Here is a 26508-nt window from a genome sequence, read left to right on the forward strand (position 1 = left end):
AAAGAAACAGATTCGTAAAACAACATACCTTAGCTATATAATAATAAGAAACAGAATCAAAAACTGATGATGGCAAATTGCCACCATCAGTCCTGCCCACTTCATTTTAAGTAAATGAGATTGTTTTTAGATTTGAAATATATTTGCCATACCCAAGAACCAATCTTGCGATATGGCAAGCATATCTTTGCCCCAAATTAAAAATGATTCTTACAACAAGGTAAAAACATCTTGCTCTTGTAATTACATCATCTTACTTTTTAGGCACAAATGTTTCCCAAGTCTGGTCGTCAAAGAATATACGTATCTCTGTGATATTTCTTTTAGGTTTGTCAATATATTTTATCTCCGTTCGGGGAATATTATTTATTGTATTCGCAACACCGTGTGCATTTGTCCGTTCCGAACCTTGAAAAGGTAGGGGAGCAGTTTCGATATCTCCGAAAAGATTTTTCCCTTCAAAAGGCGCAGACATATCCAATGATGCGTCTGTGTTTTCCTTTTGGTCGTTGAACATAGTCCCTGTACCATACATCAGCCAGTCAAGACTAATCTTTGGATACTTACTCTTTATGGCTTCAACAGTATTTAGTGTAGGTTTTGTTCTACCATTAAAAATACTGCTCAACGATGCAGACGATATTCCTATGAAATCTGCAAAAGTTTGCTGGGTCATATGCTGACTTTCCATCAGCTGTTTTATTCTATTTATCATACGAAATGAGTCCTAAAAGGCTTTAGTAGCCATCCATTGATGTTTTTACAAAGGTAAAATAATATTTTTACATAACAAAATAATTATAGAACAAATATCATTTTGCAAATTTGCATTTACGTATCCACAATTCAAAATAATATATTTCAAATAGTGTGCAATTTATGTTTACAAATACAAATCTAAATACACGAACAAAACCTATATTAAAGTAGTTTTAAAGGGTAACTCTATAAAATATTGATTATTAATAAGGAGTTACACGTGTTTACTATTCTAAATATCCATTTATGCATTAATTATATTAACAAATTACTTGCTTAGGCAGAAAACACTCTTATAAACAAGTATAAATCGCTGGAAATCAGTATATAATATAATGTGTAAAATGTTTGTATAAAAACTCATTAGGGTTTTAAAACCCACAAATCAACATTTACAAATATATATTTCAAAAGACAAGTGCAGTTTAAAGTCATTTAATAATACGTTTACAAACAAAAATCATTTTAAAGTTTTAATTGTTTAAAAGAGAAAATCACAAACGATGTAAACTATAATAAGTCTTAAACGTAAATTTAAGGAAATAAGAATTATCGAAAAAGACCATTTTTTCAATATTTCGAAGCGAGGGTAAAGTTGCTCAAAAATACGCGAGTTTTGAGAGTATTAAATGCAGCTAAGTAGCCTGTTATTAGTTATTTAAGCTAAAAAAACGCCCTTTTAAAAGCTCTGATTCTAGCTCAAAAAAGGGCGATTTTTAGGTATTTGGGGGTGTTTTGGATGAATTTTGAGTTGGTTTTTCGTGGATTTTTTAATGAAAAATGAAGAAAATAAGCTCTTTCATCAATTCTCCAGCACCTGTATTAGGATTATCCAGACCTTTACTCTTCGCATCAGTCTCTCTAATCTTTGAAATTATATCCATCGTTTTACGTGCAGAATAGTTTTTCAAACCAGCAAAATAGTCCTTGGCTCCCCAACTGGATTTCAAATCCAGTGCTGCTGCAATGTCATTTTCGGAGCTATTTTTCGGAGCATAATGAACAATCATCAGATTTTGAAAGTAAGAAAACAGCAACGGGATAAAAGAGTAAAGCGAACCAGCCTTCGGATTTTTGTCAAAATAATTCACAATCTGATTTGCCTTGAAAACATTCCGATTCACTATTGCATCGCGAAGTTCAAAAGCATTGAACTCCTTGCTCACTCCAATCTCTCTTTCCACGATTTCGGGAGTTACTCTCCTATCGTCATTGGAAAGCGAAAGAATTACTTTTTCCAACTCAGATGTGAGTCTACTCAAATCTGCTCCAACGTGGTCGGCAATCATCTGGCAAGACTTTGGATCTATCGCAACATTTTTCTGTTTCAGAAAATTCTGGATAAAATCGCCAAGCTGATATTCTCTCAGTTTTTTGCTCTCGAAAACTATTCCAACCGACTGTGCCAAACTGACAGCTTTTTTGCGAGCATCAATTTTGCCGTTTTTATGACACCAAACAAGAATTGTTGATTTTACCGGATTTTTGAGATACTTCTCAAGTGCTTCCAAAGATCGGATATTTTGCGCTTCCTTCACAATAATCACTTGATATTCGGACATCATCGGAAAACGGCGAGCCATATCAGCAATCTGCACAGCCGAAACATCTGATCCGAAACAGACCGTCATATTGAAATCCTGTTCTTCCGGACTCAAAACATTATTAGCAATATAATCCGAAATCTGATCGATATAATAAGATTCCTCACCCATCAGTATATAAATAGGTGAAAACTTGCGAGCTTTCAGGTCGTTCATTATTCCCTGAAAAGTTGTTCCTTGTTTTGCGGGCATTGACTTTTTTATTAACTTTGCATCAAACAAAAAGCATAGAAAAATCAAGAAAAGTTCTCCATTTCGCATTTGCTTTCTGCATCTATGCAAAGTTAATAGAATAATAAGAAAATACAAAATTTTGATTGGCTTTAAATTTCCATTTAAAATTCAAGAAGCGTGAAACCGAATATGATTCAACTAAATCTTCCACCTTATAATATAAGGATACAAGAGCAAAACGGACAACGGAAAATCTTTGATATTCTGCGAAGAAAATATCTTGTGCTCACTCCCGAGGAATGGGTGCGCCAGCATTTCATCCATTTTCTCATCAACCACAAAGGTTATCCCACTACCCTGCTCGCCAATGAAATTCCACTGAAAATTGGCGACAAAACTATTCGTGCTGACAGCGTTTTATACAATCGCGAACTTAAACCGATTATGATTATAGAGTACAAAGCTCCACACATTCAACTCACACAAAAGGTTTTCGACCAGATTTCAACCTACAATCTCCTACTCCACGTAGACTATCTCGTAGTCTCGAATGGTTTAGATACCTATATCTGCAAAATGGATTACGACAAGCAGTCTTACACTTTCTTAGAAGAGATACCAGATTATCAAAATATTTGACAAATATAATCCGAAATCAACCCCAAATACAGTAAAAATAATTTACGTTTATAACTCATTTACGCTAATAATAATCATAAAACATAGCTTTTAAAAAGACTGAAAATCATCTCCCTTTTCGCTCATTCACTCAAAGAATCTGCATAATAAATTCAGCAGAAAAACATCCAAATTTCAGCGTGATAAATACACGGTTTGCAAGTAACCGAAGAATGCGTTGCAATCTTCGCAAGAATGGACTGCGTTTTTGCGAAGAATGGAACGCAATCTTCGCAAAAATGAAAATAAAGATTTTACTAATTGATTATCAGATACTTATGAATAATTTACCAATCACTCAAAAATATAGAAAAACATACCCAAATACCATCGTAATTTATACAGAACGATTTTCCTAAAATAGAGAAAACGATTCGTATCAGAACATAAAAACGCTACATTTTTTGAACCAAACATTTCTTTATTTCAAATAATGGCATTATCTTTGTCCTAAACCTCAGAGATTTCAAGCTCAAATCAGGAGGTCAGAACATCAATTGAAGTAATCATCACACAACAATATAGATAAAATGGCAACAGGAAAATGGATCGGAGGAGCACTTGGATGGATTCTCGGAGGAGGCAGTATTCTCGGTGCAATAGTGGGATTCTGCATCGGCAGCTTGCTCGACGACGCATCAGAAGGAAGCAAATCGGACAATGGCAGCAATTTCAACGGCTCGCAGACGGAAAATGGCTACGGAGGATCGTCGCCCTACGGCCATCGGCCATTTGAAGAAGGCCGCAACTCTTTCCTCTTCTCAATGCTCGTTCTCTCATCTTACGTTATCAAGGCAGACGGAAAAGTGATGCACTCAGAGATGGAATTCGTGCGTGGATTCTTGAGAGAGAATTTCGGCGAACAGGCTGTTCAGCAAGGAGAAGAAATCCTTTTGAAACTGTTTGAAATGCAAAAGCAGCAGGGTCCGGCATTGTTCAAGGAAACGATTCGCAAGAGTTGCGTTGAAATAAATATGCACCTGAACTCCGGGCAGCGTCTGCAACTGCTCAACTATCTTGTTATCATTGCCAAGGCAGACGGCTATGTAAGCCCTGAAGAAGTTGCCGTGCTGAAGGAAGTAGCCGGCTATCTACGGCTTTCCAGTCAGGATGTAGATTCTATGCTGAATATGGGAGGCAGTTCATCGTCGTCTGGCAGTTCTGTAAGCATCAACGATGCGTACAAAATCCTCGGAATCTCGCCCGACGCCACCGATGATGAAGTGAAGGCAGCATACCGTAAGATGGCGTTGAAACATCATCCTGACCGTGTTGCAACGTTGGGCGACGACATAAAGAAGACTGCCGAGAAGAAATTTCAGGAAATAAACGATGCCAAAGAGCGAATCTTCAAGGCGAGAGGATTATAAAAGACAAGTTTTTTCAGTCAATCACATCAAAAATATGAAACGAAGTATTCTTGCCCTTCTGCTTTTTTCTGCCACATTCGCCCTTATGTCTTGTGGAGAAAACGGCAGTACGAACATAGTGAACAATATAGAAGAAAACAATCCCAAACCAATCAACAATAAGATGTATATAAAAGTAAACGGACACACACTCACAGCGACACTTGCCGACAATTCGTCGGCTGCCGCATTGGTAGAATTGCTGAAGAAAGGCGACCTTACCTACGAAGCAAACGACTACGGAAACTTTGAGAAAGTAGGAAACATAGGCACTTATTTGCCACAAAACAATACAAATATTACCACCACTCCGGGGGATATCATCCTCTATCAGGGCAACAACATTTGCATTTACTACGACACGAACACGTGGAATTTCACGCATCTTGGCAAGATAGACAACATTACCCAGACAGAGCTGAAAAACATTCTTGGCAAAGGAAAATGCAGCATAACTCTGTCTTTGCAATAGGCAGTACTGTCGATACAAAATAAAAGCGTCTCAAGGGAGTGATTCCTTTGGGACGCTTTCATTATTTCTTAGAGAAACCTGTCGGGAAATCAATCCTCGGCAGTTTCTTCCTTCTTCTTGCGCGTTGAACGACGCTTTGGTTTCTCCTCAGCAGTTTCAATCTTCACGCCCGCCAATTCAGGGTCGATGAGAATGCGACCACAGTATTCGCAAACGATAATTTTCTTGTGCATCTTTATATCCAACTGACGCTGAGGCGGAATCTTGTTGAAGCAACCACCACAGGCATCGCGCTGCACGTAAACGATACCCAATCCATTGCGGGCACCTTTACGGATGCGCTTGAAACTACGGAGCAGTGCCGGCTCAATCTTTGTTTCGATATCGCCTGCCTTTTCCTTCAGGCTGTCTTCCTCTTCGCGCGTTTCCTGCATAATCTCCTCAAGTTCGGCACGCTTCTCTTCCAGTGCAGACTGACGGTCGTCGAGAATCGCTTCGTTCTGTGCGAGGTCGTTCTGACGTTCTTCTACACGGAGCTGCGCTTCCTTAATCTTCTTGTTGCAAAGCTCAACTTCCAATGTCTGGAACTCGATTTCCTTTGTCAGCGTGTCGTATTCACGGTTGTTGGCAACCATATCGAGCTGCTTGTTGTAGCGTTCCAAACTTGCCTTGGCATCTTCTATCTCGCCCTTCTTCTGAACGATAGCCCGCTTAAAATCGTCAATTTCAAAGCGAATCTTTTCAATACGGGTGTTCAAGCCTGCAATTTCATCTTCAAGGTCGCGCACTTCCAGAGGCAATTCGCCACGCAACGCACGCTTCTCGTCGATAGCCGACAGCGTTGCCTGCAACTGATAAAGATTCTTCAGTTTCTCCTCTACTGGTAAATCTTTGGGATCTTTCTTAGCCATTGTTATATAAATATTATAATTAGAATTTCTTATTATTAAAGATAGATAATCGGATTCGTATCAATCTTCGTGAGATGGCAGTTCACGCCGGGACATTCGCGTTCTATTATCTCCCTGAAAACCTCATTCGTAAACTGTTCGCTCTGATAGTGCCCGATTGTGCAAATCTGTATTTCCTGATTGTGTCCGAAATAATCGTGATAGCTCATCTCTCCAGTGACGAACGCATCAGCTCCTTCTGCTATCGCACTTCCGAGCAAGAACGAACCTGCCCCGCCACAAAGTGCCACAGTCTTTATTTCTCGCCGCAGTAATTGATTTGCCTGCACGCATTCCACGTCGAACCTTTGCTTCAGAAGCAATACGAAATCGTCTGCCGCCATTGGTTCTGCAAACGTGCCGATAACGCCCTCTCCACCTGAAACTTCTCCATCGCCGACCGCCACCGACTGCTGTTTTCCGAAAAACCTTACATTCCCCAAGCCCATCTTTTCAGCAATCTTGAAGTTCACTCCACCCATAGCAGCATCAATATTCGTATGCATTGCCACGATGGTTATGTCGTTCTTAATTGCCTTCATCACGGTGCGCTGCACATAATCTGCATCCGAAATCCGTGCAAGTTTCCTGAAGATAAGCGGATGATGGGCTACTATCAGGTTGCAGCCAAGCCCAATCGCTTCGTCTACTATCTCTTCAGTTACGTCAAGACACAATAAAGCCCCTGATACTTCCACCTCTGTCAATCCTACTTGCAGGCCGGCATTATCGTAGCTTTCCTGTAAGGGCAGAGGCGCGAATCGTTCAAGGGCATCAATTACTTCCTTTATTTTCACGCTACGCATAAGTTTAGGCTGCAAAGATACAAATTTCTCGTTAATTTGCAGCATATCAACTGAAAATTATTTTCAATCAACCTACTTTCAATAACGTGCGCTATGATGATATAGGATAGCTCTCGCAAAACTATCTTATCAAGATTATCTCAGATTTATATTATTATACAATGGTGTATTTTCGGAACGTGCCAATGTGGTTTATAGGCTATCTTTATATCTCTGCACCAAAATAGTGATTTAATCTACTAAATCTAAATCCAAACTCCAGTCGATTTCGTCGGCAAACCAACCGTGTCTGCGTCCTGTTTCCACAACGGTGTTGAGCAGCAAGTCGCCATTTAGGTCGGGATTGCGCCTGACGAATTCCTTGTTTCGCAGTCCTTTCTCCAGCCACGACAGGAACGCCTTGCCCAAATCGAACCGTTGTTCTATCTTGTACTTCGTGAGGTAGTCTTCCAGGATTACACAGAAATCTATCCCTAAATAGTTGTCAGCCTTTGTATAGCGCACGAACGACCGTCTGCCGTAGTTCTTGGGCACAGTTCTGATGATTATGCCTATGTTGGCGTCGTGCCTTTGAAACCGTTCGTTTATGCCGTCTTCCAAAATATGCCTTAATTCCGAAACCAGTTCGCCGCCCCTTGTGCCACAAGTGACTGATCCAATTTTCAAATTCATATCCGTTTCATCTTTATGATTCTTTTGGGTATTACAAAATCTGAAGTATCACTTTTGAAATAACAGATTCAATACATACTCCAAGTTGTCAAATGGTTGGACAATGTTTATTATAAATATATTGGGTAGATTTCCCTTTGTAGGATTATTTATCTCAATTATCAAAATAGAATTGTCTAAACTGCGTCTTATATGGTTAATATTGGAATACAAGAAATAGGCTTGGTCGTTATACTCAAAATATACCTCGTCTTCACCTCCTAATCGTGTCAATGACAGGTATTCGGACTTGTCATTCAAGAATGTCAGTTGTATGATTTCCTCCCAATACATTTGGGGATTAATGTCTATCTTCTTGTTACAATCAAAATTTAGTGTAAATGCTCCGTTGTTTTCCATAACTTCCGCCATTGAAATTATCCAAAGAAAAATGAGATGAAATCTTCCGTTTGCTTAGCGTTCAAGCACTGCCCCAAAATATTCCTTGTGTCATTTATAAATTCTTCTAAAGGTTCTTCCTCGTCGCTTGTGCTAAATTTATATTTCTCTTCTTCCATTTTCATACATTCGGATAAAATAAAAAAGAAATCGGCAAGAGAAGAGCTTAAATGGAAGAAGTGTCTTTTATTGACAGATCCATACACTCCACCATCTGCCTTGTTAAAGTAAACGGCATCATCGTTTCTGTTTGCAAAGACTATCCAATCCTTATTCCATTTTATATTATCGGTTTGCCATTCTCCTTCGTTATTAAGAATTCTATACCATCCCTCTTGAGCCTTATCTATTTTTTCTTTGGGCTGAATAATTAGAAAAAACTCTCCTCCGATAATTAAGACTTCATCAAAAACGCTAAAAAAGTAGAACTGCTCCAACTCATCGGCGCAATCAACATCCTTTGTCGTATCATCAATGATAGAGAAAGTACCGAGGTCGGTTTTGTTTCTCCCAAATATATCATTCATTTTTCTGAGCACTTCTATTAACATCATAATACTTATACCTTTTTATTATACCATTATGTTAGATTATATCCTATGCCTCAACCATATTTTATCTTCTATTTCTTTTGCGTCCTCTCGTTTTCTCCTTGCAGAAAGTGCGTTGCCGAGCTTCACAAGGGGGTGTTTACGACCTTTTTATTTATTTCCCACCTTTATCCTACCCCTCTATGTCCGCATCTTCCAATGTCCCGTCGAGATTGCCGTACACACAGATAATGTGATCGAAAAACATATCATCATCATACAGATACACTATAAAACCCTTTTCTTCCGTCAAGTTTATGCTCGAAAGGCTGATGCGTTCGGCAAAGTCTTTTTCGGAAATGGAGGCTGTATCTTCTTCCTGCCACTCATTTGCCAGTTTGGTAAGTTTCTGGGCAGCAAACTGTTTCAGTGTGTCAAGCCATTTTTCAAAATCCTCCGTTGCCTTTTTATATGCCGCTAAGATGTTTTTCAGCCTGTCCAGTTCTTCCGTTTCTATAAAGAATTCTATTTCTTCATCGCCGTGGAGTATTGCTCCTTCAAACCACTTGTATTCTTTATCCAGAATCAAATGAAAGTCTCCGTCATCATAGCTTACTTCTCTATTGTATTCTGTTAGGATTTCCTCAAATCTTTTATCGGCAACATTCTCTTCCAGAACCTCCAAGAGCATAAAGCAATGCTCGAAATTAGGCATATAATCAGGCTTTCGCGGACGCACTCTGATTCTGTATGCCGTTTGCGGATTGAAATAGTATCGCCAACCTTTTCCCTCCACCAACCATTCCAAACGAATGGAACCGGTGTGTAAAGAGTTATCCGACAAATCTACATAAGCCAACGGATCATTGGACGGTGCCCACATATCGTAATAGGCTGCTGCTCCGTTTGTAGATGTTGCCATCAATACTAAAATTTCTTTTTCTTCCTCCAGAAAGTTGTCTTCAAACAGTTCTTGTATTTTTGCTCTTTCCATATTTCTTATTTTTTATGCCAATGCTCTCTTTCTTGTTGTTCCCTTGTATTTATTTGTTGCGTAGAGCGAGGATAGCAAAGCTAATCCATTAAATAGCTACATAAGGAACATTTATTTCGTCAGTATCTATTCCCTTTAATAGTAAGAAATTTGAAATAGCATATTCGCATCCACAAATGCAAATATACTGATTTCTCGGGAAATATGATTATATGTTACTCACTTAATTCGACAAGAAGCCAATATTCCAAAGGATAATCCGTAGAAATTGATTCAAAAATCTTTTGTTGTAAATCTAAGATTCATTTTCTAATCAACATTCATCTGGTATCTGTAAGCGTCTGAAAACAGACTATGTTCCACGAAAAAAATCTAATCGAAACACATTGTGTTTCGATTAGACTCACTATATAATTTTCTCAAATATGGCTTTCTCGCCTGAAGTAAGGAAGCGGATTGTGGTCCGATTTCCATTGAACGTAAACTATGCCGGGCAGTTGATACGACCTTCGTTGTAATCGCGCAACTTATCAGTTACATACTGAACCAGCTTCATAGTTGATAATAGTTTCATAATCTTTTCTTTCATAATAGTTTTGCTTGTTCAACAATCTTTTTAATTCTCTCTCATTCTGTCGGAAAATCAAGTTTTAAGCTCTCTTTCCGTGCCGGGAATCGTGTTTTATATTCCTTGGTTGTTATCCTTTTTCTGCGTGTCTGCTGAATTATTTCCGTCTTGTTTCTGGTGCAAAGTTACGGGCAATTCGGAGATTTGGCAAATTCAATGAGTGTTGAAAAACAAAAAACAAGCTATATTTTGATTCCTATCAACCCCATTGACTTGCATCAATGAATCTGCTTGACCTGCATCAATCAAAATATGTTCATTGTTCAGGAAGCAGGTATTTAAAGTTGCTACAACTCATAAAAAAGGGTTGCAGAGCAGAGAAATATTCAATCTTTTTCCTAACTTTGCATCAAATAAAAACAATAGATCAGTGAATAAGACGATAAAAAACGGATTCCGTCTCCCTGCCGAGTGGGAACCACAGAGCGGGATTATGCTGATATGGGTTCACGAAGGCACAGACTGGAAGCCCTATCTGAAGGAAATAACGGAGACTTATCTTCAACTGACGGACGCTATCACACGATATGAAAAGCTGATTATCGTGGCGCAGCATCTGGAAGAAGTAAAAGCATTGGTGGAGTCGCATATCAGTGCAAGGCAAATGGCGAGGATTAGTTTCTATCAGGCTGAAAACAATGATACTTGGGCACGCGACGTTGCTCCGATTACTGTTGTTCCAATTACCGATTCCGCTAACTTCTCCGTGCAAAACCATTTGCTTGATTTCTGTTTCAACGGTTGGGGCGAAAAATTTGCCGCTGAAAAGGACAACTGCATCAATCGAAAACTCTACTTCGACGGCGCATTCAACGGCGTTTTGGAGAATCATAAGGACTTTGTGCTCGAAGGTGGTTCGATAGAAAGCGACGGCAAGCAAACATTGTTCACTACAACGGCTTGCCTTACAGCTACCCACCGCAACCAACCTCTCACAAAAGAGGATATAGAAAAGCGGCTGCTGCTGCTTTTTCCTCATCTGAAAAGAGTGGTTTGGATTGAACACGGAGAACTTCAGGGCGACGATACGGACGGACACATCGACACAATTCTGCGCATTGCGCCCAATGACACCTTATTGTATATAAGCACCGACGATGAGTCTGACGAGCATTTTGAAGACCTGAAGGCATTGGACGAACAGGCACGCAGCCTCAGAACCTTGGAGGGCAACCCTTATCGCTGCCTGAAGCTCCCTATTCCGGAGGCAATCTATGACGACGGCGACCGTCTCCCTGCCACTTATGCCAACTTCCTGATTCTGAATGGGGCTGTCATTGTGCCTACATATAATCAGCCGAAATACGACAAGACGGCACTGGATACGATACAAGAGGCGTTTCCCGGCTATGATATCATCGGAATAGATTCACAAACCATCGTCCGACAGCACGGCTCCATACATTGTCTGACGATGCAGTTTCCTGAGAACAGTCTTACTTCTACCTTACCTTTATAAGGAAGAGGTCGTACAAATGGTATTCATCGGTTATGCTTTTCAACACTAATCACTCCCAAAAATTCAGATAAAATGAAAGAACTTAACATAGGATTTCTTCAGCTTCACAATACGGCTGACACAAAAAGAAACATAGAGCGTCTTACAGAAGAAATAAGAGACTTGGCAAAACGAGGTGCAGAACTCATCGTGTTGCAGGAACTTCACAACTCCCTGTACTTCTGTCAGGTGGAAGATGTCAATAACTTCGATCTCGCTGAACCGATTCCCGGTCCATCAACAGAGCTTTACGGTGCGTTGGCAAAGGAATGTGGTGTAGTGCTTGTAACCTCTTTGTTTGAGAAACGTACTCCCGGGCTTTATCACAATACTGCCGTAGTTTTTGAAAAAGACGGTACTATTGCAGGCAAATATCGTAAAATGCACATTCCTGACGACCCAGCATACTACGAGAAGTTCTATTTCACACCCGGAGATTTAGGTTTTCATCCCATCAATACAAGTGTAGGACGTCTCGGCGTACTGGTTTGTTGGGATCAATGGTATCCGGAAGCAGCGCGACTGATGGCTTTGCAAGGCGCAGACATACTCATCTACCCTACTGCAATCGGATATGAAAGCAGCGATACACCCGAAGAACAGGAGCGTCAGCGCGAGGCTTGGACCACAGTTATGCGCGGACACGCCGTGGCAAACGGTCTTCCGGTTATTGCCGTTAATCGTTTCGGACACGAAGAAGACCCAAGCGGGCAAACAAACGGCATTCAGTTCTGGGGCAGCAGTTTTGTTGCAGGCCCTCAAGGCGAACTCCTTTACCGTGCTTGCAACGACGATGAAGAGAGCACTATCGTCAGCATCGACATCGACCATAGCGAGCAGGTACGCCGTTGGTGGCCATTTCTCAGAGACCGCCGCATAGAAAACTATGGCGATATAACGAAAAGATTCATCGATTAACAATGAAACATCGCACATCGGCACGATAGAATACTCTCTATCGTGCCGATTTCATATAGTGAAAAGCACTCATTCAGATTATTCCAACCATTTATCCAAATCTCAATTCCCAATCAATGCAAGGATAAGACCAATCAATAGAAAAAGAATCCCGTCAATTTGAAGAGAGAAAGCAAGTCAAATTGGAGATAAAAAAGTAGACAACCTTTGGAGTTATCTACTTTATGGGGTGGAAGATGGGACTCGAACCCACGACATTCAGAACCACAATCTGACGCTCTAACCAACTGAACTACATCCACCGTGTTAGTTGCTTTTTGAAAGCGAGTGCAAAGGTACAGTTTTTATTTGTTTCCACCAAATAAATCCTGTACTTTTTGCATAATTTCTTTATTGCTTAGGAGTAGCCGGAGCAGCTCCATTTTCTGCCGGAGCACTGGTCTCTGCCTGTGGATCAGCATTTGCCGGTGCGGCAGCTTCAGGCTCAGCAGCACCTTCTGCCTGCTTGGCTGCATCCTGTTTCTGCTGTGCAGCACCGAAGCTCGGAGCATTGTTAGGATTTGTATTGCTGTTGCCCGGTGCTGTTCTTTCAATTACGCTGGAGCCAGTTGTTGAACTTGGTGCAAAGTGAGCAGAGAGAACGCTCAAGCAAATCATAAAAATGGCGCATCCCCAAGTTGCTTTTTCCACGATGTCGGTGGTTTTGCGAACACCCATAATAGCGTTTGAAGAAGAGAAGTTTGATGAAAGGCCACCACCCTTAGACTCTTGAATCAAAACTACTCCAATCATCAAAAGAGCTGCAATTACGATTAGCACTACTAATAAAGTATACATTTCCTTATAATTATTTTTTATTGTTATTTATTATCAATTTCTCCAAAAAACGGATTTGGTCTGCAAAGTAACGATTTTTTTTCGGATAAACCAAATTTAATCGCTTAATAATTTTCAATGCCTTTGAATATCTTCCTTGTTTTATGTATATTCTTGCCAAAGTTTCCGTGAAATAGCCATTGTCTTCCACTTCAACCTCTTCTTCCTCTTCGTCAAGTTCCGGCTCGTATTCAGTTTCTTCCTGCAAGACAATACGCCCCCCTTCCTTGTTGATGAAATCATCTATCAGGCTCTGACCGCGCAATTCCGGCGTATCCTCTTCTTTCGATTGCTCTGTTTCAAGCAGATAAGCCACGTAATCCACACTTGCATCGGCAGGGGTGGGCTTCCTTGCTTCATTTGTGCTCGATTCTTCCTCCTTTGGAATCTGTCCGAGGAAGTCATCTATAAGCGAAACTGTTCTGTCCGTCGTCTCTGTCTGTGCCGGTTCAATCTCTTTTTGCAGAACGGGAGCCGTTGTTTTCGTCGCAACTCTCGTCAGTTTTTCTTCCTTTTTCTGTGGATTCAACTGATAATGTGCAGCCTCAACCAAGTTGAACAGCACCCTACGGTCGGTAATGTAGACAGCAGCACGGCGCAGCTCTTCATCAAACGTAGGATCGTGGAGCAAGAAAAGATTTTTCAGGAGCAACACCCGCGCCGGCTGATAGTACGGATAGAGCGCAAGAAGGCTTCGGAGATCGTAAAGCGTCTCCTTGTTGAGGTCTTCAGGATGATTGAAATAATAGGCTATATCCATAGATATTAATTGTATGCGTGTGCTTTATATAAGATTCTACCAGTTTGCTACCGTTGCATTGAAAATCTGATCGGTAATATCCTTTACCATCTGTTCCACCAGTTTTTCCTGTACGGAGTTCAGACTTTGCTTTGTTTCGTAGGATGCAGTAGCCGTGAACTGTCGTTCAAAGTCCTCATTATGATTCGTGGTATTCACAAAACGAACGTTCACGGTCATAGAAAGTTCGGTCTGCGCAGAATAGCCTTCGCTCGAAACGCTCTTGTTGCGCTGCTGATACTGCGTGATTTCGCCTTCAATCTTCAAGTCGCCGTTGCGCTTCACCTGCTGAAGTCTGGTATGATTGGCAAACACATCCTTGAGTTCATTGTTGAACATCGGCCCCATTGGTCCCCAGACATAACTCGAACGAATGGGAAAATCGGCTATCTGAATGCTGCGCACCTTGCTGTAATCAATACTTGCACCGTTGAACTTGTAGCTCACGGAGCACGATACAAGACAGAGAAGACTCACTATATATATAAGGTGGCTGCGCTTAATCTTATTTACCATTGTCCAAACCATATTGCTTAATTCTTCTATATAGTGTCCTATCGCTGATTCCAAGCTCCAAGGCAGCCCGTTTTCTGTTGCCGTGATTGCGTTCCAGAGCCAACTCCACCATCTGACGCCCAATATCGCTCAGGTTCAGCGTCTCCAACTCAGAAACCTCTTCGGCTTCCGCGAACTCAATCTGCCCGTCGGGGGCGCCTTCGGGCACGATAGCCGTCTTGCGCGCAACAGGCAATGTTGTGGGAACATCGGTAGGAATCGGTTCAAAACCACTCGCTCCATTCAGCGCACGTGTTTCTTCCAACTGCTTACGCACCGTATTCAAGTCTCTACGCAGGTCGCTTACGTTACCGCGCAACTCATAGAGAATCTTGTAAAGCAGGTCGCGCTCGCTCTCATAACTGTGTGCGCCCGGCGACTGTATCACAGCCAGTTCCGTACTGTCAGGGTCGCGGGGAATGAAATGCGTGAGCATTTCGGCCGTAATCTCGCGCTGTTCGCTCAATACAGACATCTGTTCGGTAATGTTCTTCAACTGGCGCACATTGCCCGGCCATTTATAATGGAGCATTATCTGCTTTGCATCGTCGGCAAGGGTAATCTTCGGCAGACGATACTTCTCCGCCATCTGCATAGCAAAGAGACGGAACAGCAGCAGAATATCCTCCCCACGGTCGCGCAGCGGAGGCATCTGCACCGGAATCGTATTCAAACGATAGTACAGGTCTTCACGGAACTTGCCTTCGCTCACGGCTTTCTGCATATTCACATTGGTTGCCGCCACGATGCGGACATCGGTCTTGCGCACCTCCTGACCACCCACTCGGATGTATTCTCCGGTTTCCAGCACACGCAGGAGCTTTGCCTGCGTAGCCATCGGCAGTTCGCCAACCTCGTCGAGAAAGATTGTTCCCTTGTTTGCAGTACCGAAATATCCCTCACTTTCGCCGATAGCACCCGTGAACGAGCCTTTCTCGTGTCCGAAGAGTTCGCTGTCGATCGTTCCTTCAGGGATAGAACCACAGTTGATGGCGAAATATTTCTCTTTCTTTCGGGGCGAATTGTCGTGGATTACCCGCGGAATAATTTCCTTACCCACACCACTTTCGCCTATGATGAGCACGGAAAGGTCGGTGGGCGCAACCTGCAAGGCCACGTCCAACGCACGATTTAGGGCATCGCAATTACCCACTATGTTATAGCGTTGCTTTACACGCTGAAGTTCTGTCTGATTCATTATGCTGACAAAATTACCTATTTTATTTTAAATGTCTGCAATTTTGTCAGAGTTTAACAGATTATTTTTATATCAAACAGCAGGGACATCTTTACCAAATACAACGTACACAGAAATATTTATCAGAGTTGGGCTTGGCAACATAATAAGAAAAATATTTACAGATGTACGCTGTACCGGAACTTATTAAATGAAGATGATAAGTTTAAATTACTTCAAAAAACTTTTTAGTAAATAGCTATCAAGTGTTTTTTATTTCTTCACTACTTTCTTTCCGTTGATGATGTAGATACCTCTTGGCAGCTCGCCTGACGGAATATCAAGTTTCGTTCCATCAACAGTATAGATATTTTCTGAAGAAATCTTCGCAGTATGCTCTATCGTTTCAATGCCATCGGTTATCATTTCCGGAGTAATTTCTTCGCCTGACGGATTTCTCACATCTCCTATTTTGTAATCTTTTACCTTATAGAGTTTCCATCCTTTCCCGTTTGCTTCCCTGATTGCATCGGCTGACGGCAGTTCGTTCTGTTCTGAATCGTGGTCAAGAAGAATGTAAATAGGTTTAGCAAACTTCTCCTGTGTTGCATTCAGCGATTGGAGCAATTTGTCCATTTCCTTGCTCTTTATTTTGTTCTGACAGCAAACAATCTTGTATATCTCTTTGTTATTCGTCAAGTCGAGCTTTGCCAGATTATTTCTGCTACACCAAAGTTCGTGAAGTTTTTCGTTTTTGCTCAAATCGAGTTCCGTGAGATTTGTGTTGTGGCAGCGCAAGTTTACCAATTCCTTGTTTGCACTTACGTCCAACGTGCCGACCGGGCAGTTCATACAATAGAACAACTCCAAGTTTTCACACATTGAAACATCAATAACCGAAAGTGGATTGTTGTAACAATGGATGGTCTTGAGCGACTGGTGTGCCGTGAACTTCGTCAATTTGTTATAACCACAGTATATAATACCCATCTTTACACACTTGCTAAGATCTAATTCCTCCAACTGATTATTATGACAACGCAAATCATTAATAGAACTGTTGGTTACATTCAGGGAAGTAAGTTGATTGTCGTTGCAATAGCAATCCCTGAGTTTTGAAAGATTGCTGAAATCCAACTCGGTAAGTTGATTATCAGGAATGTTAAAATAGGCAAGCTCCGGCAACTGGCTGACATCTATCTTAGTGAGTTTATTACCCGCAAGATAAAGTACGCTCAAGTCCTGACAATTATTGAAAACAATAGACGTTACTTGATTGTTTTCACAAGTAAAAGAGCTGATTTTACCCGAAAGGGTAACGACTTTGTTGGTAAGTTTGTTATCTTCTACTCCCGTTATGACACATTTTTCGCCATTCTTGCAACTGACAGACATTTTAAACTCCTCACCAATTTCCTTGTCGGTGGTAATGGTAATAGTTCCTTGTGCGCTAATAGTCAGAGGGAGCAGCATCAGGCACACCATAAAAAATAATTTTTCTTTCATTATTAGATAAATTTAGTGCTTATAGACCTCCCCTGATTCGGCATTAAATATTTTGGGAAAATAAAAGCGTGGGAGTTCTGTACTCGCTACTCGTCCCACTGCTTGAGGCTCTCACATTGCCCATCTCTGTTGAACGAGCAACGCAGAAGCCCACGCCGATATGTACGACACGAAAGCTAACCCTGCTATAACAAGGTCAGCACAGTGCATAATACACACGTATGGGCATCTACCGTTGCCTCATTCCCGACAGAGATAGAAATTTGTGAGATTTCAAGCAGTCAAGAACAAAGCGTCAAGTAAACGCCTTTTCATATTTAAGTCCTGTTTCTCCACTTTATAAAGCGAATACACAAGACGATGCAAAGATAAGTAAATAATGTGAATTAAGCGAAAAAGTCTGTATAAAAAACAATTTTTGCCTAATCATTAATTATTGAAAATCAATATAGAAAGGGTTGTCAGAGTTGATTATATTGTAAAGTTTCATTACCAAATAAACGCAAATATTTTTCGGCAATCCAGAAAATTTCGAGGCTTATTCCGACTGTTGGAATTGATTTTTCGGAGCATTGAATTGCAGACGAACGAAGATTGAAGCGCATTCGTGCGAAGAATGCACGGCAATCTTCGCACAAATGGAAGACGAAAGAGCGAAGAAAAACGCCTGAAAGCAGGTCGTTTAGTCCGATTTATTGGTCTGTTTGGGGTATTTTCAACTGAATTTCAATGCACAGATACAAACTACAACCGTTAAGAAACTAATTCACAGCGTCTTAACATTGCACAATGAAAAATCGCATATTTGAAAAATAAAAATATTTTGTCCGAAATAACGGAATTATAGAGAGCACTTTGTAAATATTATTCAGAACTTCCGATATTTCATTTACGCAGTCCGAAAACTATTTTTCGACCAAGGATATTTACTTAATCCTGTTTCTCCGTATCGCTCTGCTTGAAGCATTTTATGAGCAACAGCCCTATCGCCGTCCAAATCAGCTCTCTGACTCTCACTATCAATGCCACGAAAATTCCCGCACTTGCAGTAAGTCCCAAGCCGGAAACCGACATAAGGAAGCCTCCTTCCCTACCCCCCAACTGCAAGGGCATAAAGAAGAGCATATTGGCAAAGAGCGTTGTGAAGGAGATTATCAGAATACAGTTCAGATAGTTAGCGTCGGGCATCAGCACAAGAAGAATGAAATAAACCTCCAAGGCACTGAATATGCGGCACAGCAGTTCCGACGACACGGCCGTGAAGAAGGTTTTCGGATCCTGATTGTGCAATGCCGCAATCTGCCTGTCGATGTTCTGAAGCTGTTCCGCGTTTTCCGCTACATATCTGTCAGCCCATTTCCTCAGCCCGGGAATGTATCCCAAGAGCCTCATCACGCGTACTGCCAAGCCTTTCTTGTAGCCGGAGAGGAAGAACCAAATGGCCGACAGGCAGAAAAAGCCTGCCAGAGAAAGCATTATTGCCATAAAAGTGGTCGTAGGCTGCGTGAAGACGAACAGGGGAATGGAGAGCAGCCAAAACCAGAAATGGCTGAAAATATGGGTCATCACAAAGAGAACCACCGAGGAAGTGGCACGCTCCACTCCTATCTTCGGCTTCAGTTCCATTATGCGGTAGGGTTCTCCGCCCATCAAACCACCGGGAGTGGCGTAGTTCAGGGCGAATCCCGACACGCTGACCTTATATAACCACCAAAACGGAATGCGCACCCTGTCTTCCGGTTTCTTCTCCTGACTGCGGATAATGATATACCACGTGGCAGTATTGAAGATGTAAAGGAATGCCCACAGCGCAACCACGGCAAAGAACCAGTAGCCTGCGTGCTGCAATCCTTGCCATACTTCGGCAAAGTCCAACTGCGTTACCATTATGCCCAGCACGATGATACCGAAGATAAAAAAGCCGTTCTGGTATTTCTTTTTCATATTCCTTTATGAGGAAACAGGCGAGCAGAGCGATAGGATTACAAAGGAATATGATTCGCAAAACCATCCTTCCGCGAGCCTGTCCGCTTGTTTCCCGTCAATTACTCGCCGATTTGCGCCCTGTCCTCGCGACGCTTTGGAATCGAGAAGCGCACCTTATCGCTCTCATCACGGCGTTCCTTGTAGAGTTTCGGCAACGGATTGCCCATCGGAGCATCGTATTCCCTGCGATGACGGAACACATCTATCGCCAGATAGATGGCGTGCCGCATAGCAGTTTCGTCAGCAATGCCTTTCCCTGCAATGCCGAAGCCGGCTGTTGTTTCGGGAGCCGTGCGCACGAGTGGCAATCCGGCAAGATAGTTCACGCCACCCTCCACCGTCAGGGCACGGAAAGGAGTCAGTCCCTGATCGTAGTACATAGCGAGAATGCCGTCGAACTGCTCGTAATCGCCGTTTCCAAAGAACTTGTCGGCAGCGTAAGGGCCGAATGCCTGTATGCCTTCTTCTTCCAGAGCGTCGATTGCCGGTGCGATAATCTCCTGTTCTTCAGAGCCCAACAGACCGTTGTCGCCTGCCTTCGGGTTGAGTGCGAGGATGGCAATGCGCGGGTTTGAGATACGGAAATCGCGTCGGATGCTGTTGAAAAGAATCGTGGCTTTTTCCTTGACGCTGCTTGTCGTGATAGATTCCACCACCTGTTTCAAAGGCAGATTTCGCGTTGCGAGTGCCACACGCATACGCTCGTTCACGAGAACAGACAGACCTTGGTTCTCTACTTCAAGGTGGTCTTCGATGTAACGACTCTGCCCACTGAAGTGGAACTGGTCGTTATTGTCGATCGGAGCCGTTACGAGTACGTCGAAAACGCCGTTGCGATAGTCTTCCAAAGCACGGTCGATGGCTCGCAGCCCTGCATTGCCCGACTCCTCGGTGGGCACTCCCAATTCCACTTTTATCTCTTCGTCGAACACAGGTATAAAGTTGATGCGTCCGTCTCTGATTTCCTCCACGTCGTTTACTATCGTGAAGTTGGCAGGAATCTCGAGTGCATTGCGATGATAGGCTGCCACTTTGGGCGATCCATAGACGATCGGCGTGCAGAGTTCGAGCATTTCCTGTGCCTCAAAGGTTCTAAAAATCAGTTCATATCCTATTCCGTTGGTGTCGCCGTGAGTGATGGCGACGCGGATTTTTCGGTTATCGTTCATTGTATATATTGTTGTTTTATTATCTATTCTTGTTTCAGACATCATCTATTCTTGTTTCCGACGATGCGTATCGGACTCCCGACAGCACGTATCGGGCTTGAGATTGCAGCGACTTTTCACTTGCGCTGCATCGTGTAGAGCACTGCTTCCAGTCGTCTCAGCAGGTTTCGCTTCTTGGTTTCGGGGGCATAGACGAATGCTTCTGCCACCACGAGCCTGTCGGTTGCGCCGTCTGCCTTTGCATAGGCAATGAAAGGACCGCCCATCGCATCGTTCTTCATTTCCCACAGTCCACGGATGGTGGTGGAGTTTCCCTTGTTCTCGCTGACCGATGCTATCGAAGTGGTCTGCACGAACATCCCCTCGTGCTCGCCGGGAATGTTCCTTCGCATCACGCTGTCGCGCTGCTGCCTGAAATCGCCACGGCGAATCGTGTAGATACAGATGTTTGCCATTCCCGCGCTTGCATTGTTTGAAAACCAGAGAAAGTCCTTTCCCTTCTTGCTCGACGTCATATCGCTCGGAATCCGCATATCCACGCCGAACATTTCCCTGACCTTTGATTCGGCGGAGGGGTTGCGATGCCGGTTTAAATCCTGTTGCACCCTTGCCAGTTCTGCTTTCACGAGACGGGTGCGCAGTGCATTGCCGTCCGTTTGGAGATACGTCCGCAACGCTTCTTCCGAAGGCGCGGCTACGGTGATTATCATCTGTGGCTGCGCATACACATTCCGCGCCACGCTCACTTCCGTCTTCAGGTATCGCAGACTGTCTGTCTTCAGCACAACGATGTTGCGAACCAGCCGATACGAGCCTTTGAACTGCAACGAATCTATCTCCGAAATATCGAAACAAGGTTCCGACTGCGGCAAACCCGTCATTCCCACGGAGAGCAAACGGAAGAGCAAACTGTCGTCATCGCCCACTATCAGCACCTCATAAGGCTTTCCTCCACCCTTCGGCAAGAGCGAATCCTCCTTGCAGCCCCATAAGAGAAAGAGCGCGAAAAGAGAGCAAAGGCAAAGCAGCTTACGACCTGACATCGGCAATCTTCTTCGATGTGGACAGCAGACCACAGGCAGCGAAAATATCCTGCCCTCTGCTTGCACGGATGGTTGTGAACACGCCGTGCCCCGTGAGGTAATCCCGGAATTCTTCCATCTTCCGGTCGCCGGCACCGTGCAGATTGACGTCGGGTATCGTATGGAAGCGAATCAGGTTGAAGCGACATTCCAGTCCCTTTACCAACTTGATAATCTCCTTGGCGTGTGCGATGGAATCGTTCACGCCGCCGAACACGATATACTCAAAGGAGAGCCGCCGCTGATGCGAGAAATCATAATTGCGCAGCAGTTCCACGACGTCCTCTATCGGCATACCCTTCTCAGCAGGCATTATCGCCGAACGCTCCGAGGGAACGGGGTTGTGCATACTGATGGCCACGTGGCAGTCGCTCTCTTCCAGAAAGCGTTTCAGCTTGCCCCTTACGCCCACGCTGCTCACCGTGATGCGCTTCGGCGACCACGCATAGCCGTAGTCTGCCGTCATTATCTCGGTTGTACGGAGCACATTGTCGAGATTGTCCATCGGCTCGCCCTGCCCCATAAAGACGATATTGGTGAGCTTTTCCCTTTCAGGCAGCGAGTAAATCTGGTTCAGAATGTCGGTAGCCGTGAGGTTTCCTTCAAATCCCTGCTTGCCGGTCTGGCAGAAAAGACAGTTCATCTTGCAGCCCACCTGCGACGAAACGCAAAGCGTGGCACGGTCGTCGTCGGGAATATAGACCGTCTCCACGAACTTTCCGCTCTCTGTCGGAAACAGATATTTAATCGTTCCGTCCTTGGAATACTGTGCATCAGTATGCCCTTTGCTTCCTATCGTGTAAGATTCGTTCAGCTTTTCCCTGTTCGCTTTCGAGATATTCGTCATCTCGTCTATCGTCGTAACGTGCTGCGTATAGAGCCATTTCGCCATCTGGCTTCCCGTAAAAGCCGGCATTCCCAATTCCTTGGCAACGGCTTTCAGTTCCTGAAGGTTCATACCCATCAACGGTTTCTTTGCGACTTCCATTTCTTGTTCCCTATATATATTGTATATATTAATGGTGCAAAGATAGCGAAAAAATGACTAATTCTCTTGGTTTTCATTCTTTTTATAAATTGAAGAGGTTCAGTTTGCGACCTGACAAGTGAACCGTTCAACGAGCAGTCTTGCTTTTCCGCCTATCGTTTCAGACCAGCTTCTCCCCTACGCTCTTGAACACGCAGAAACAGCAATTGGAAAAATATCACGTGATATTTGGAGAAATATTACGTGATATTTGAAGAAATATTACGTGATATTTGAAAGAATATTACGTGATATTTGAAGAAATATTACGTGATATTTGAAAGAATATTACGTGATATTTGAAAGAATATTACGTGATATTTGAAAGAATATTACGTGATATTTGAAAGAATATTACGTGATATTTGAAAGAATATTACGTGATATTTGAAAGAATATTACGTGATATTTGAAAGAATATTACGTGATATTTGGAAGAATATTACGTGATATTTGAAAGAATATTACGTGATATTTGAAAGAATATTACGTGATATTTGAAAGAATATTACGTGATATTTGAAAGAATATTACGTGATATTTGAAAGAATGTTTCTTAAATTGCCTGTCAATTGGTTCACTCGTTCCCCTGAATATCGGGCAGATTATCGAACCCTCTTTCCATACTGTTCGAGGCGCGTTTTGCAAACGACCGAAGAATGCAATCCATTCTTCGCAAAAACGCAGCCCAATCTTGCGAAGATTGGAACGCATTCTTCGCAAGATTGGAAACGATTTTCTTGCATACTGATTTTCAACCACTTACATTAATTCAGTATAAATCCGAACCGATAAGCATAAAATCGCCCTGAAAAAAGAACAAAACACGGAATTAAAGGTTGTTTATTGGAAAGTTTTTCCTACATTTGCAGAAACATAGAGCGATTGAGAACTTACAGATTATGATACGCGAATTTGATTTTCTTGTTATCGGAGCAGGCGTAGCCGGAATGAGCTACGCGCTGAACGTGGCGAACAGCAACAAAGGAAAGGTGGCACTGATATGCAAAACCACGCTCGACGAAGCCAATACGGCAAAGGCGCAGGGCGGGATTGCTGCCGTTACAAACCTCACGGTGGACAATTTCGACAAGCATATCGAGGACACCATCGTGGCAGGCGATTATATTTCCGACCGTGCCGCCGTGGAACACGTGGTAAGGAATGCTCCCGATGCCATACGGTCGCTCGTGAAATGGGGTGTCAGTTTCGACAGGAAGGAGGATGGCAACTTCGACCTTCATCGTGAAGGAGGACACAGCGAGTTCCGTATTCTCCACCACGCAGACGATACGGGTTTTGAGATACAGCGGGGGCTGATGAAAGCCGTGCGGGAGAACGAGAACATTACCATCTTCGAGAACTACTACGCCGTGGAAATCATCACTCAACACCATTTGGGCGTGGAGGTAACGAGGCGCACGCCCGACATAGAATGCTACGGTGCGTATATCCTCAACCCGAACACACGGAAGATTGACACGTTTCTCAGCCGTGTTACGCTGATGGCTACGGGAGGAACGGGCGCAGTTTATGCCACAACCTCCAATCCCGTGATCTCCACCGGCGACGGTATCGCAATGGTCTACCGTGCCAAGGGAACGGTTCAGGATATGGAGTTCGTGCAGTTCCACCCCACTGTGCTTTTCAATCCCGCCGAAACGCATCCCTCCTTCCTCATTACCGAGGCGATGCGTGGCTACGGAGGCATTCTCCGACTGCCCAACGGCGAGGAGTTTATGCAGAAATACGACGACAGGCTTTCGCTTGCGCCCCGCGACATCGTGGCACGTGCCATCGACCGTGAAATGAAAATCTACGGACTCGACCACGTCTGTCTGGACGTTACGCACAAGAATCCCGAGGAAACGAAGAAGCATTTCCCGCATATCTACGAGAAATGCCTGAGCATCGGCATCGATATCACGAAGCAGTACATACCGGTTTGTCCGAGTGCGCACTATATGTGTGGCGGCATCAAGGTAAATCTGAACGGCGAAAGTTCCATCCACAGGCTCTATGCCGTAGGCGAATGTGCCTGCACGGGGCTGCACGGCGGCAATCGTCTGGCAAGCAACTCGCTCATCGAGGCCGTTGTGTATGCGAAATCGGCATCGGAACATTCCCTGAAGGTTCTCCACAATTACGAACTTAACAAGGAAATACCGGAATGGGACGATGAGGGCACGATGACCAACGAAGAGCGTGTGCTCATCACGGAGAGCATCCGTGAGGTGGGTTCGATTATGAGCAACTACGTAGGCATCGTGCGCAGCGACTTGCGCCTGAAACGTGCGTGGAGCCGCCTCGACCTGCTGTACGAGGAAACGGAGAGTCTTTTCAAGCACGTGAAGGCTACAAAGGACATCTGCGAACTTCGGAATATGATAAACGTGGGCTATCTCATCACCCGTCAGGCCATTGAACGGAAAGAGAGCCGCGGGTTGCACTACACGGTGGATTATCCCAAGCACGCATACGACAGATGAATGGGGAATATTAAATGGGAAATGGAAGATGGGAAATGGGAAATGTGAGATGGGAAATGGAAGACGGAAAAAGGGAAATAGAAAGAACCTTGCAACGCTATCTGCTGTCTTAACTCCCTTTAACTCCTCTAACTTCTTTAACTCCTCTAACTTCTTTAACTCCCCTTCTCCAACTCTATCCGTTGTCTTAACTCCCTTTAACTCCTCCCCCCCCTTAAACTCCCAAACATATAACAATATCCTAAAAACATTATAAAATGATTGACAAGAAATGGTTGGAACTCGGCTTTATCGACGAGCCTGTTCCCGAAAACACCGACATCAAAGCCGAAATCCGACGAATGTGCAAGGAGAAGAATGCCGTGATTATGGCACATTACTACACCGAAGGCGAAGTACAGGACTTGGCAGACTTCGTAGGCGACAGTCTGGCTCTGGCGCAAAAGGCTGCTGCTACCGATGCAGACATCATCGTAATGTGCGGCGTTCACTTTATGGGCGAAACCAATAAGATACTCTGTCCGGAGAAAACGGTGCTCGTTCCTGACCTGAACGCATCCTGTTCGTTGGCAGAAAGCTGCCCTGCTGATGAATTTGAACAGTTCGTAAAGGCGCATCCCGACCATACCGTCATCAGCTACGTAAACACTACGGCTGCCACAAAGGCCGTTACCGACGTGGTGGTAACGAGCAGCAATGCGAAGCAGATAGTGGATTCGTTTCCCAAGGACACACCGATGATCTTCGGTCCCGACCAGAATCTCGGTGGATATATCAACAGTCTGACCGACAGAAATATGCTCTTATGGAACGGTGCGTGCCACGTTCACGAGAAATTCTCAATCGAACGCATTATGCAGCTCAAGAAAGAACATCCTAACGCAAAGATTCTCGCCCATCCGGAATGCAAAGCTCCCGTGGCAAGGATTGCCGATAAGGTGGGAAGCACGGCAGCATTACTGAAGTTCAGCATCGCAGATGAGGCGCAGGAATTTATCGTTGCTACGGAAAGCGGCATTCTTCACGAAATGCAGAAAGGTGCGCCGCACAAGACTTTCATTCCCGCACCACCCGATGACAGCACCTGTGCCTGCAATGAGTGCAACTTTATGAAGCTCATCAACCTCCGTAAACTCTACAACTGCCTGAAATACGAATGGCCAACGGTGGAGGTAGACCTGGAAGTGGCGAAGAAAGCCATTCGCCCAATCAATAAAATGCTCGAAATTTCTAAACAACTTGGATTGTAACCGAATGTCGGACGCTTCACAATCAGGTTTCAGACTGATTGGCTGCCCGCAACTTTTCTCTT

General features: G+C 43.6%; 23 protein-coding genes and 1 tRNA gene. 7 read left to right on the plus strand and 17 right to left on the minus strand.

The genetic code is table 11. The annotated features are described in order from the left end of the window. Nucleotides 1–253 precede the first annotated feature (253 nt). Both P150_RS0114545 and holA read right to left on the minus strand, forming a co-directional pair. Entirely contained in the window at nt 254–715 is a 462-nt protein-coding gene (locus P150_RS0114545) for a helix-turn-helix domain-containing protein (RefSeq protein WP_028898334.1), read from the minus strand. An 814-nt stretch (nt 716–1529) separates the two neighbouring features. Continuing rightward, nucleotides 1530–2555: a DNA polymerase III subunit delta gene (gene holA / locus P150_RS0114550; protein WP_028898335.1), complete on the minus strand. Its 1026-nt coding sequence runs from the start codon at nt 2553–2555 to the stop codon at nt 1530–1532. A gap of 171 nt (nt 2556–2726) precedes the next feature. Here holA and P150_RS0114555 point away from each other — a divergent pair, with 171 nt between their 5' ends. From P150_RS0114555 to P150_RS0114570, 3 genes are all read left to right on the plus strand, one after another. Continuing rightward, a complete protein-coding gene (locus P150_RS0114555; protein WP_028898336.1) occupies nt 2727–3176 on the plus strand; it encodes a type I restriction enzyme HsdR N-terminal domain-containing protein in 450 nt (149 codons plus the stop codon). Nucleotides 3177–3745: 569 nt separating this feature from the next. Next, complete coding sequence (locus P150_RS0114565) at nt 3746–4585, plus strand: DnaJ domain-containing protein (RefSeq protein WP_028898338.1); 840 nt, start codon at nt 3746–3748, stop codon at nt 4583–4585. A gap of 34 nt (nt 4586–4619) precedes the next feature. After that, a complete protein-coding gene (locus P150_RS0114570; RefSeq protein WP_231477618.1) occupies nt 4620–5096 on the plus strand; it encodes a cyclophilin-like fold protein in 477 nt (158 codons plus the stop codon). A gap of 89 nt (nt 5097–5185) precedes the next feature. On the opposite strand, the gene P150_RS0114575 is transcribed toward P150_RS0114570, so the two are convergent. The 5 genes from P150_RS0114575 to P150_RS0114600 all read right to left on the minus strand — a co-directional run bounded on the left by P150_RS0114575 (nt 5186) and on the right by P150_RS0114600 (nt 9486). Beyond that, nucleotides 5186–6007 carry a zinc ribbon domain-containing protein gene (locus tag P150_RS0114575; RefSeq protein ID WP_028898340.1) on the minus strand — a complete coding sequence of 274 codons (822 nt, stop codon included), beginning with the start codon at nt 6005–6007 and terminating at the stop codon, nt 5186–5188. 35 nt (nt 6008–6042) lie between these two features. Beyond that, nucleotides 6043–6852, minus strand: a complete 810-nt coding sequence (locus P150_RS0114580; RefSeq protein ID WP_028898341.1) for a Nif3-like dinuclear metal center hexameric protein — start codon at nt 6850–6852, stop codon at nt 6043–6045. Between the two features lie 231 nt (nt 6853–7083). Continuing rightward, the gene (locus tag P150_RS0114585; protein ID WP_028898342.1) at nt 7084–7524 is read right to left on the minus strand and encodes a hypothetical protein; all 441 of its coding nucleotides are present in this window, start codon (nt 7522–7524) and stop codon (nt 7084–7086) included. 416 nt (nt 7525–7940) lie between these two features. Further along, nucleotides 7941–8516 carry a hypothetical protein gene (locus tag P150_RS16630; RefSeq protein ID WP_036932244.1) on the minus strand — a complete coding sequence of 192 codons (576 nt, stop codon included), beginning with the start codon at nt 8514–8516 and terminating at the stop codon, nt 7941–7943. 169 nt (nt 8517–8685) lie between these two features. Next, nucleotides 8686–9486, minus strand: coding sequence for a DUF2262 domain-containing protein (locus tag P150_RS0114600; RefSeq protein ID WP_028898344.1), 801 nt, complete (start codon nt 9484–9486; stop codon nt 8686–8688). A gap of 998 nt (nt 9487–10484) precedes the next feature. On the opposite strand from P150_RS0114600, the gene P150_RS0114605 reads away from it, so the two are divergent. After that, entirely contained in the window at nt 10485–11573 is a 1089-nt protein-coding gene (locus P150_RS0114605) for an agmatine deiminase family protein (RefSeq protein ID WP_028898345.1), read from the plus strand. 72 nt (nt 11574–11645) lie between these two features. Beyond that, on the plus strand, nt 11646–12530 hold the full coding sequence (locus tag P150_RS0114610) for a carbon-nitrogen hydrolase (RefSeq protein ID WP_028898346.1): 885 nt from the start codon (nt 11646–11648) through the stop codon (nt 12528–12530). Between the two features lie 225 nt (nt 12531–12755). Here the strand turns inward: P150_RS0114610 and P150_RS0114615 are convergent. From P150_RS0114615 to rlmN, 10 genes are all read right to left on the minus strand, one after another. Continuing rightward, nucleotides 12756–12832: transfer RNA gene (locus P150_RS0114615), tRNA-His, on the minus strand. A gap of 88 nt (nt 12833–12920) precedes the next feature. Then, nucleotides 12921–13367 (minus strand): preprotein translocase subunit SecG, encoded by a 447-nt coding sequence (gene secG, locus P150_RS16635; protein WP_081819338.1) that lies wholly within the window; start codon nt 13365–13367, stop codon nt 12921–12923. 10 nt (nt 13368–13377) lie between these two features. After that, nucleotides 13378–14166 (minus strand): hypothetical protein, encoded by a 789-nt coding sequence (locus tag P150_RS0114625; protein WP_028898347.1) that lies wholly within the window; start codon nt 14164–14166, stop codon nt 13378–13380. Between the two features lie 36 nt (nt 14167–14202). Further along, nucleotides 14203–14721, minus strand: coding sequence for an LptE family protein (locus P150_RS0114630; protein WP_369793329.1), 519 nt, complete (start codon nt 14719–14721; stop codon nt 14203–14205). Further along, a complete protein-coding gene (locus tag P150_RS0114635; RefSeq protein ID WP_028898349.1) occupies nt 14711–15958 on the minus strand; it encodes a sigma-54-dependent Fis family transcriptional regulator in 1248 nt (415 codons plus the stop codon). The genes P150_RS0114630 and P150_RS0114635 overlap by 11 nt, the downstream gene beginning before the upstream one ends. Before the next feature lie 252 nt (nt 15959–16210). Beyond that, nucleotides 16211–17443, minus strand: coding sequence for a leucine-rich repeat domain-containing protein (locus P150_RS0114640; RefSeq protein ID WP_155953028.1), 1233 nt, complete (start codon nt 17441–17443; stop codon nt 16211–16213). Between the two features lie 930 nt (nt 17444–18373). Then, nucleotides 18374–19387, minus strand: coding sequence for a lysylphosphatidylglycerol synthase transmembrane domain-containing protein (locus P150_RS0114645; protein WP_028898351.1), 1014 nt, complete (start codon nt 19385–19387; stop codon nt 18374–18376). A gap of 101 nt (nt 19388–19488) precedes the next feature. Further along, nucleotides 19489–20598 (minus strand): PdxA family protein, encoded by a 1110-nt coding sequence (locus P150_RS0114650; RefSeq protein ID WP_028898352.1) that lies wholly within the window; start codon nt 20596–20598, stop codon nt 19489–19491. Between the two features lie 116 nt (nt 20599–20714). Continuing rightward, a complete protein-coding gene (locus P150_RS0114655) occupies nt 20715–21641 on the minus strand; it encodes a DUF4837 family protein (protein ID WP_028898353.1) in 927 nt (308 codons plus the stop codon). Beyond that, a complete protein-coding gene (rlmN, locus tag P150_RS0114660) occupies nt 21628–22668 on the minus strand; it encodes a 23S rRNA (adenine(2503)-C(2))-methyltransferase RlmN (protein WP_028898354.1) in 1041 nt (346 codons plus the stop codon). The genes P150_RS0114655 and rlmN overlap by 14 nt, the downstream gene beginning before the upstream one ends. A gap of 941 nt (nt 22669–23609) precedes the next feature. Between rlmN and nadB the strand changes: the two genes are divergently transcribed. Together nadB and nadA are read left to right on the plus strand one after the other, a co-directional pair. After that, nucleotides 23610–25196 (plus strand): L-aspartate oxidase, encoded by a 1587-nt coding sequence (gene nadB / locus P150_RS0114670; RefSeq protein ID WP_028898355.1) that lies wholly within the window; start codon nt 23610–23612, stop codon nt 25194–25196. A gap of 257 nt (nt 25197–25453) precedes the next feature. Next, complete coding sequence (gene nadA, locus P150_RS0114675) at nt 25454–26446, plus strand: quinolinate synthase NadA (RefSeq protein WP_028898356.1); 993 nt, start codon at nt 25454–25456, stop codon at nt 26444–26446. The last annotated feature ends 62 nt before the right edge of the window (nt 26447–26508 follow it).

Origin of the sequence: Prevotella sp. HUN102, assembly GCF_000688375.1 — a bacterium.
Classification (GTDB): domain Bacteria; phylum Bacteroidota; class Bacteroidia; order Bacteroidales; family Bacteroidaceae; genus Prevotella.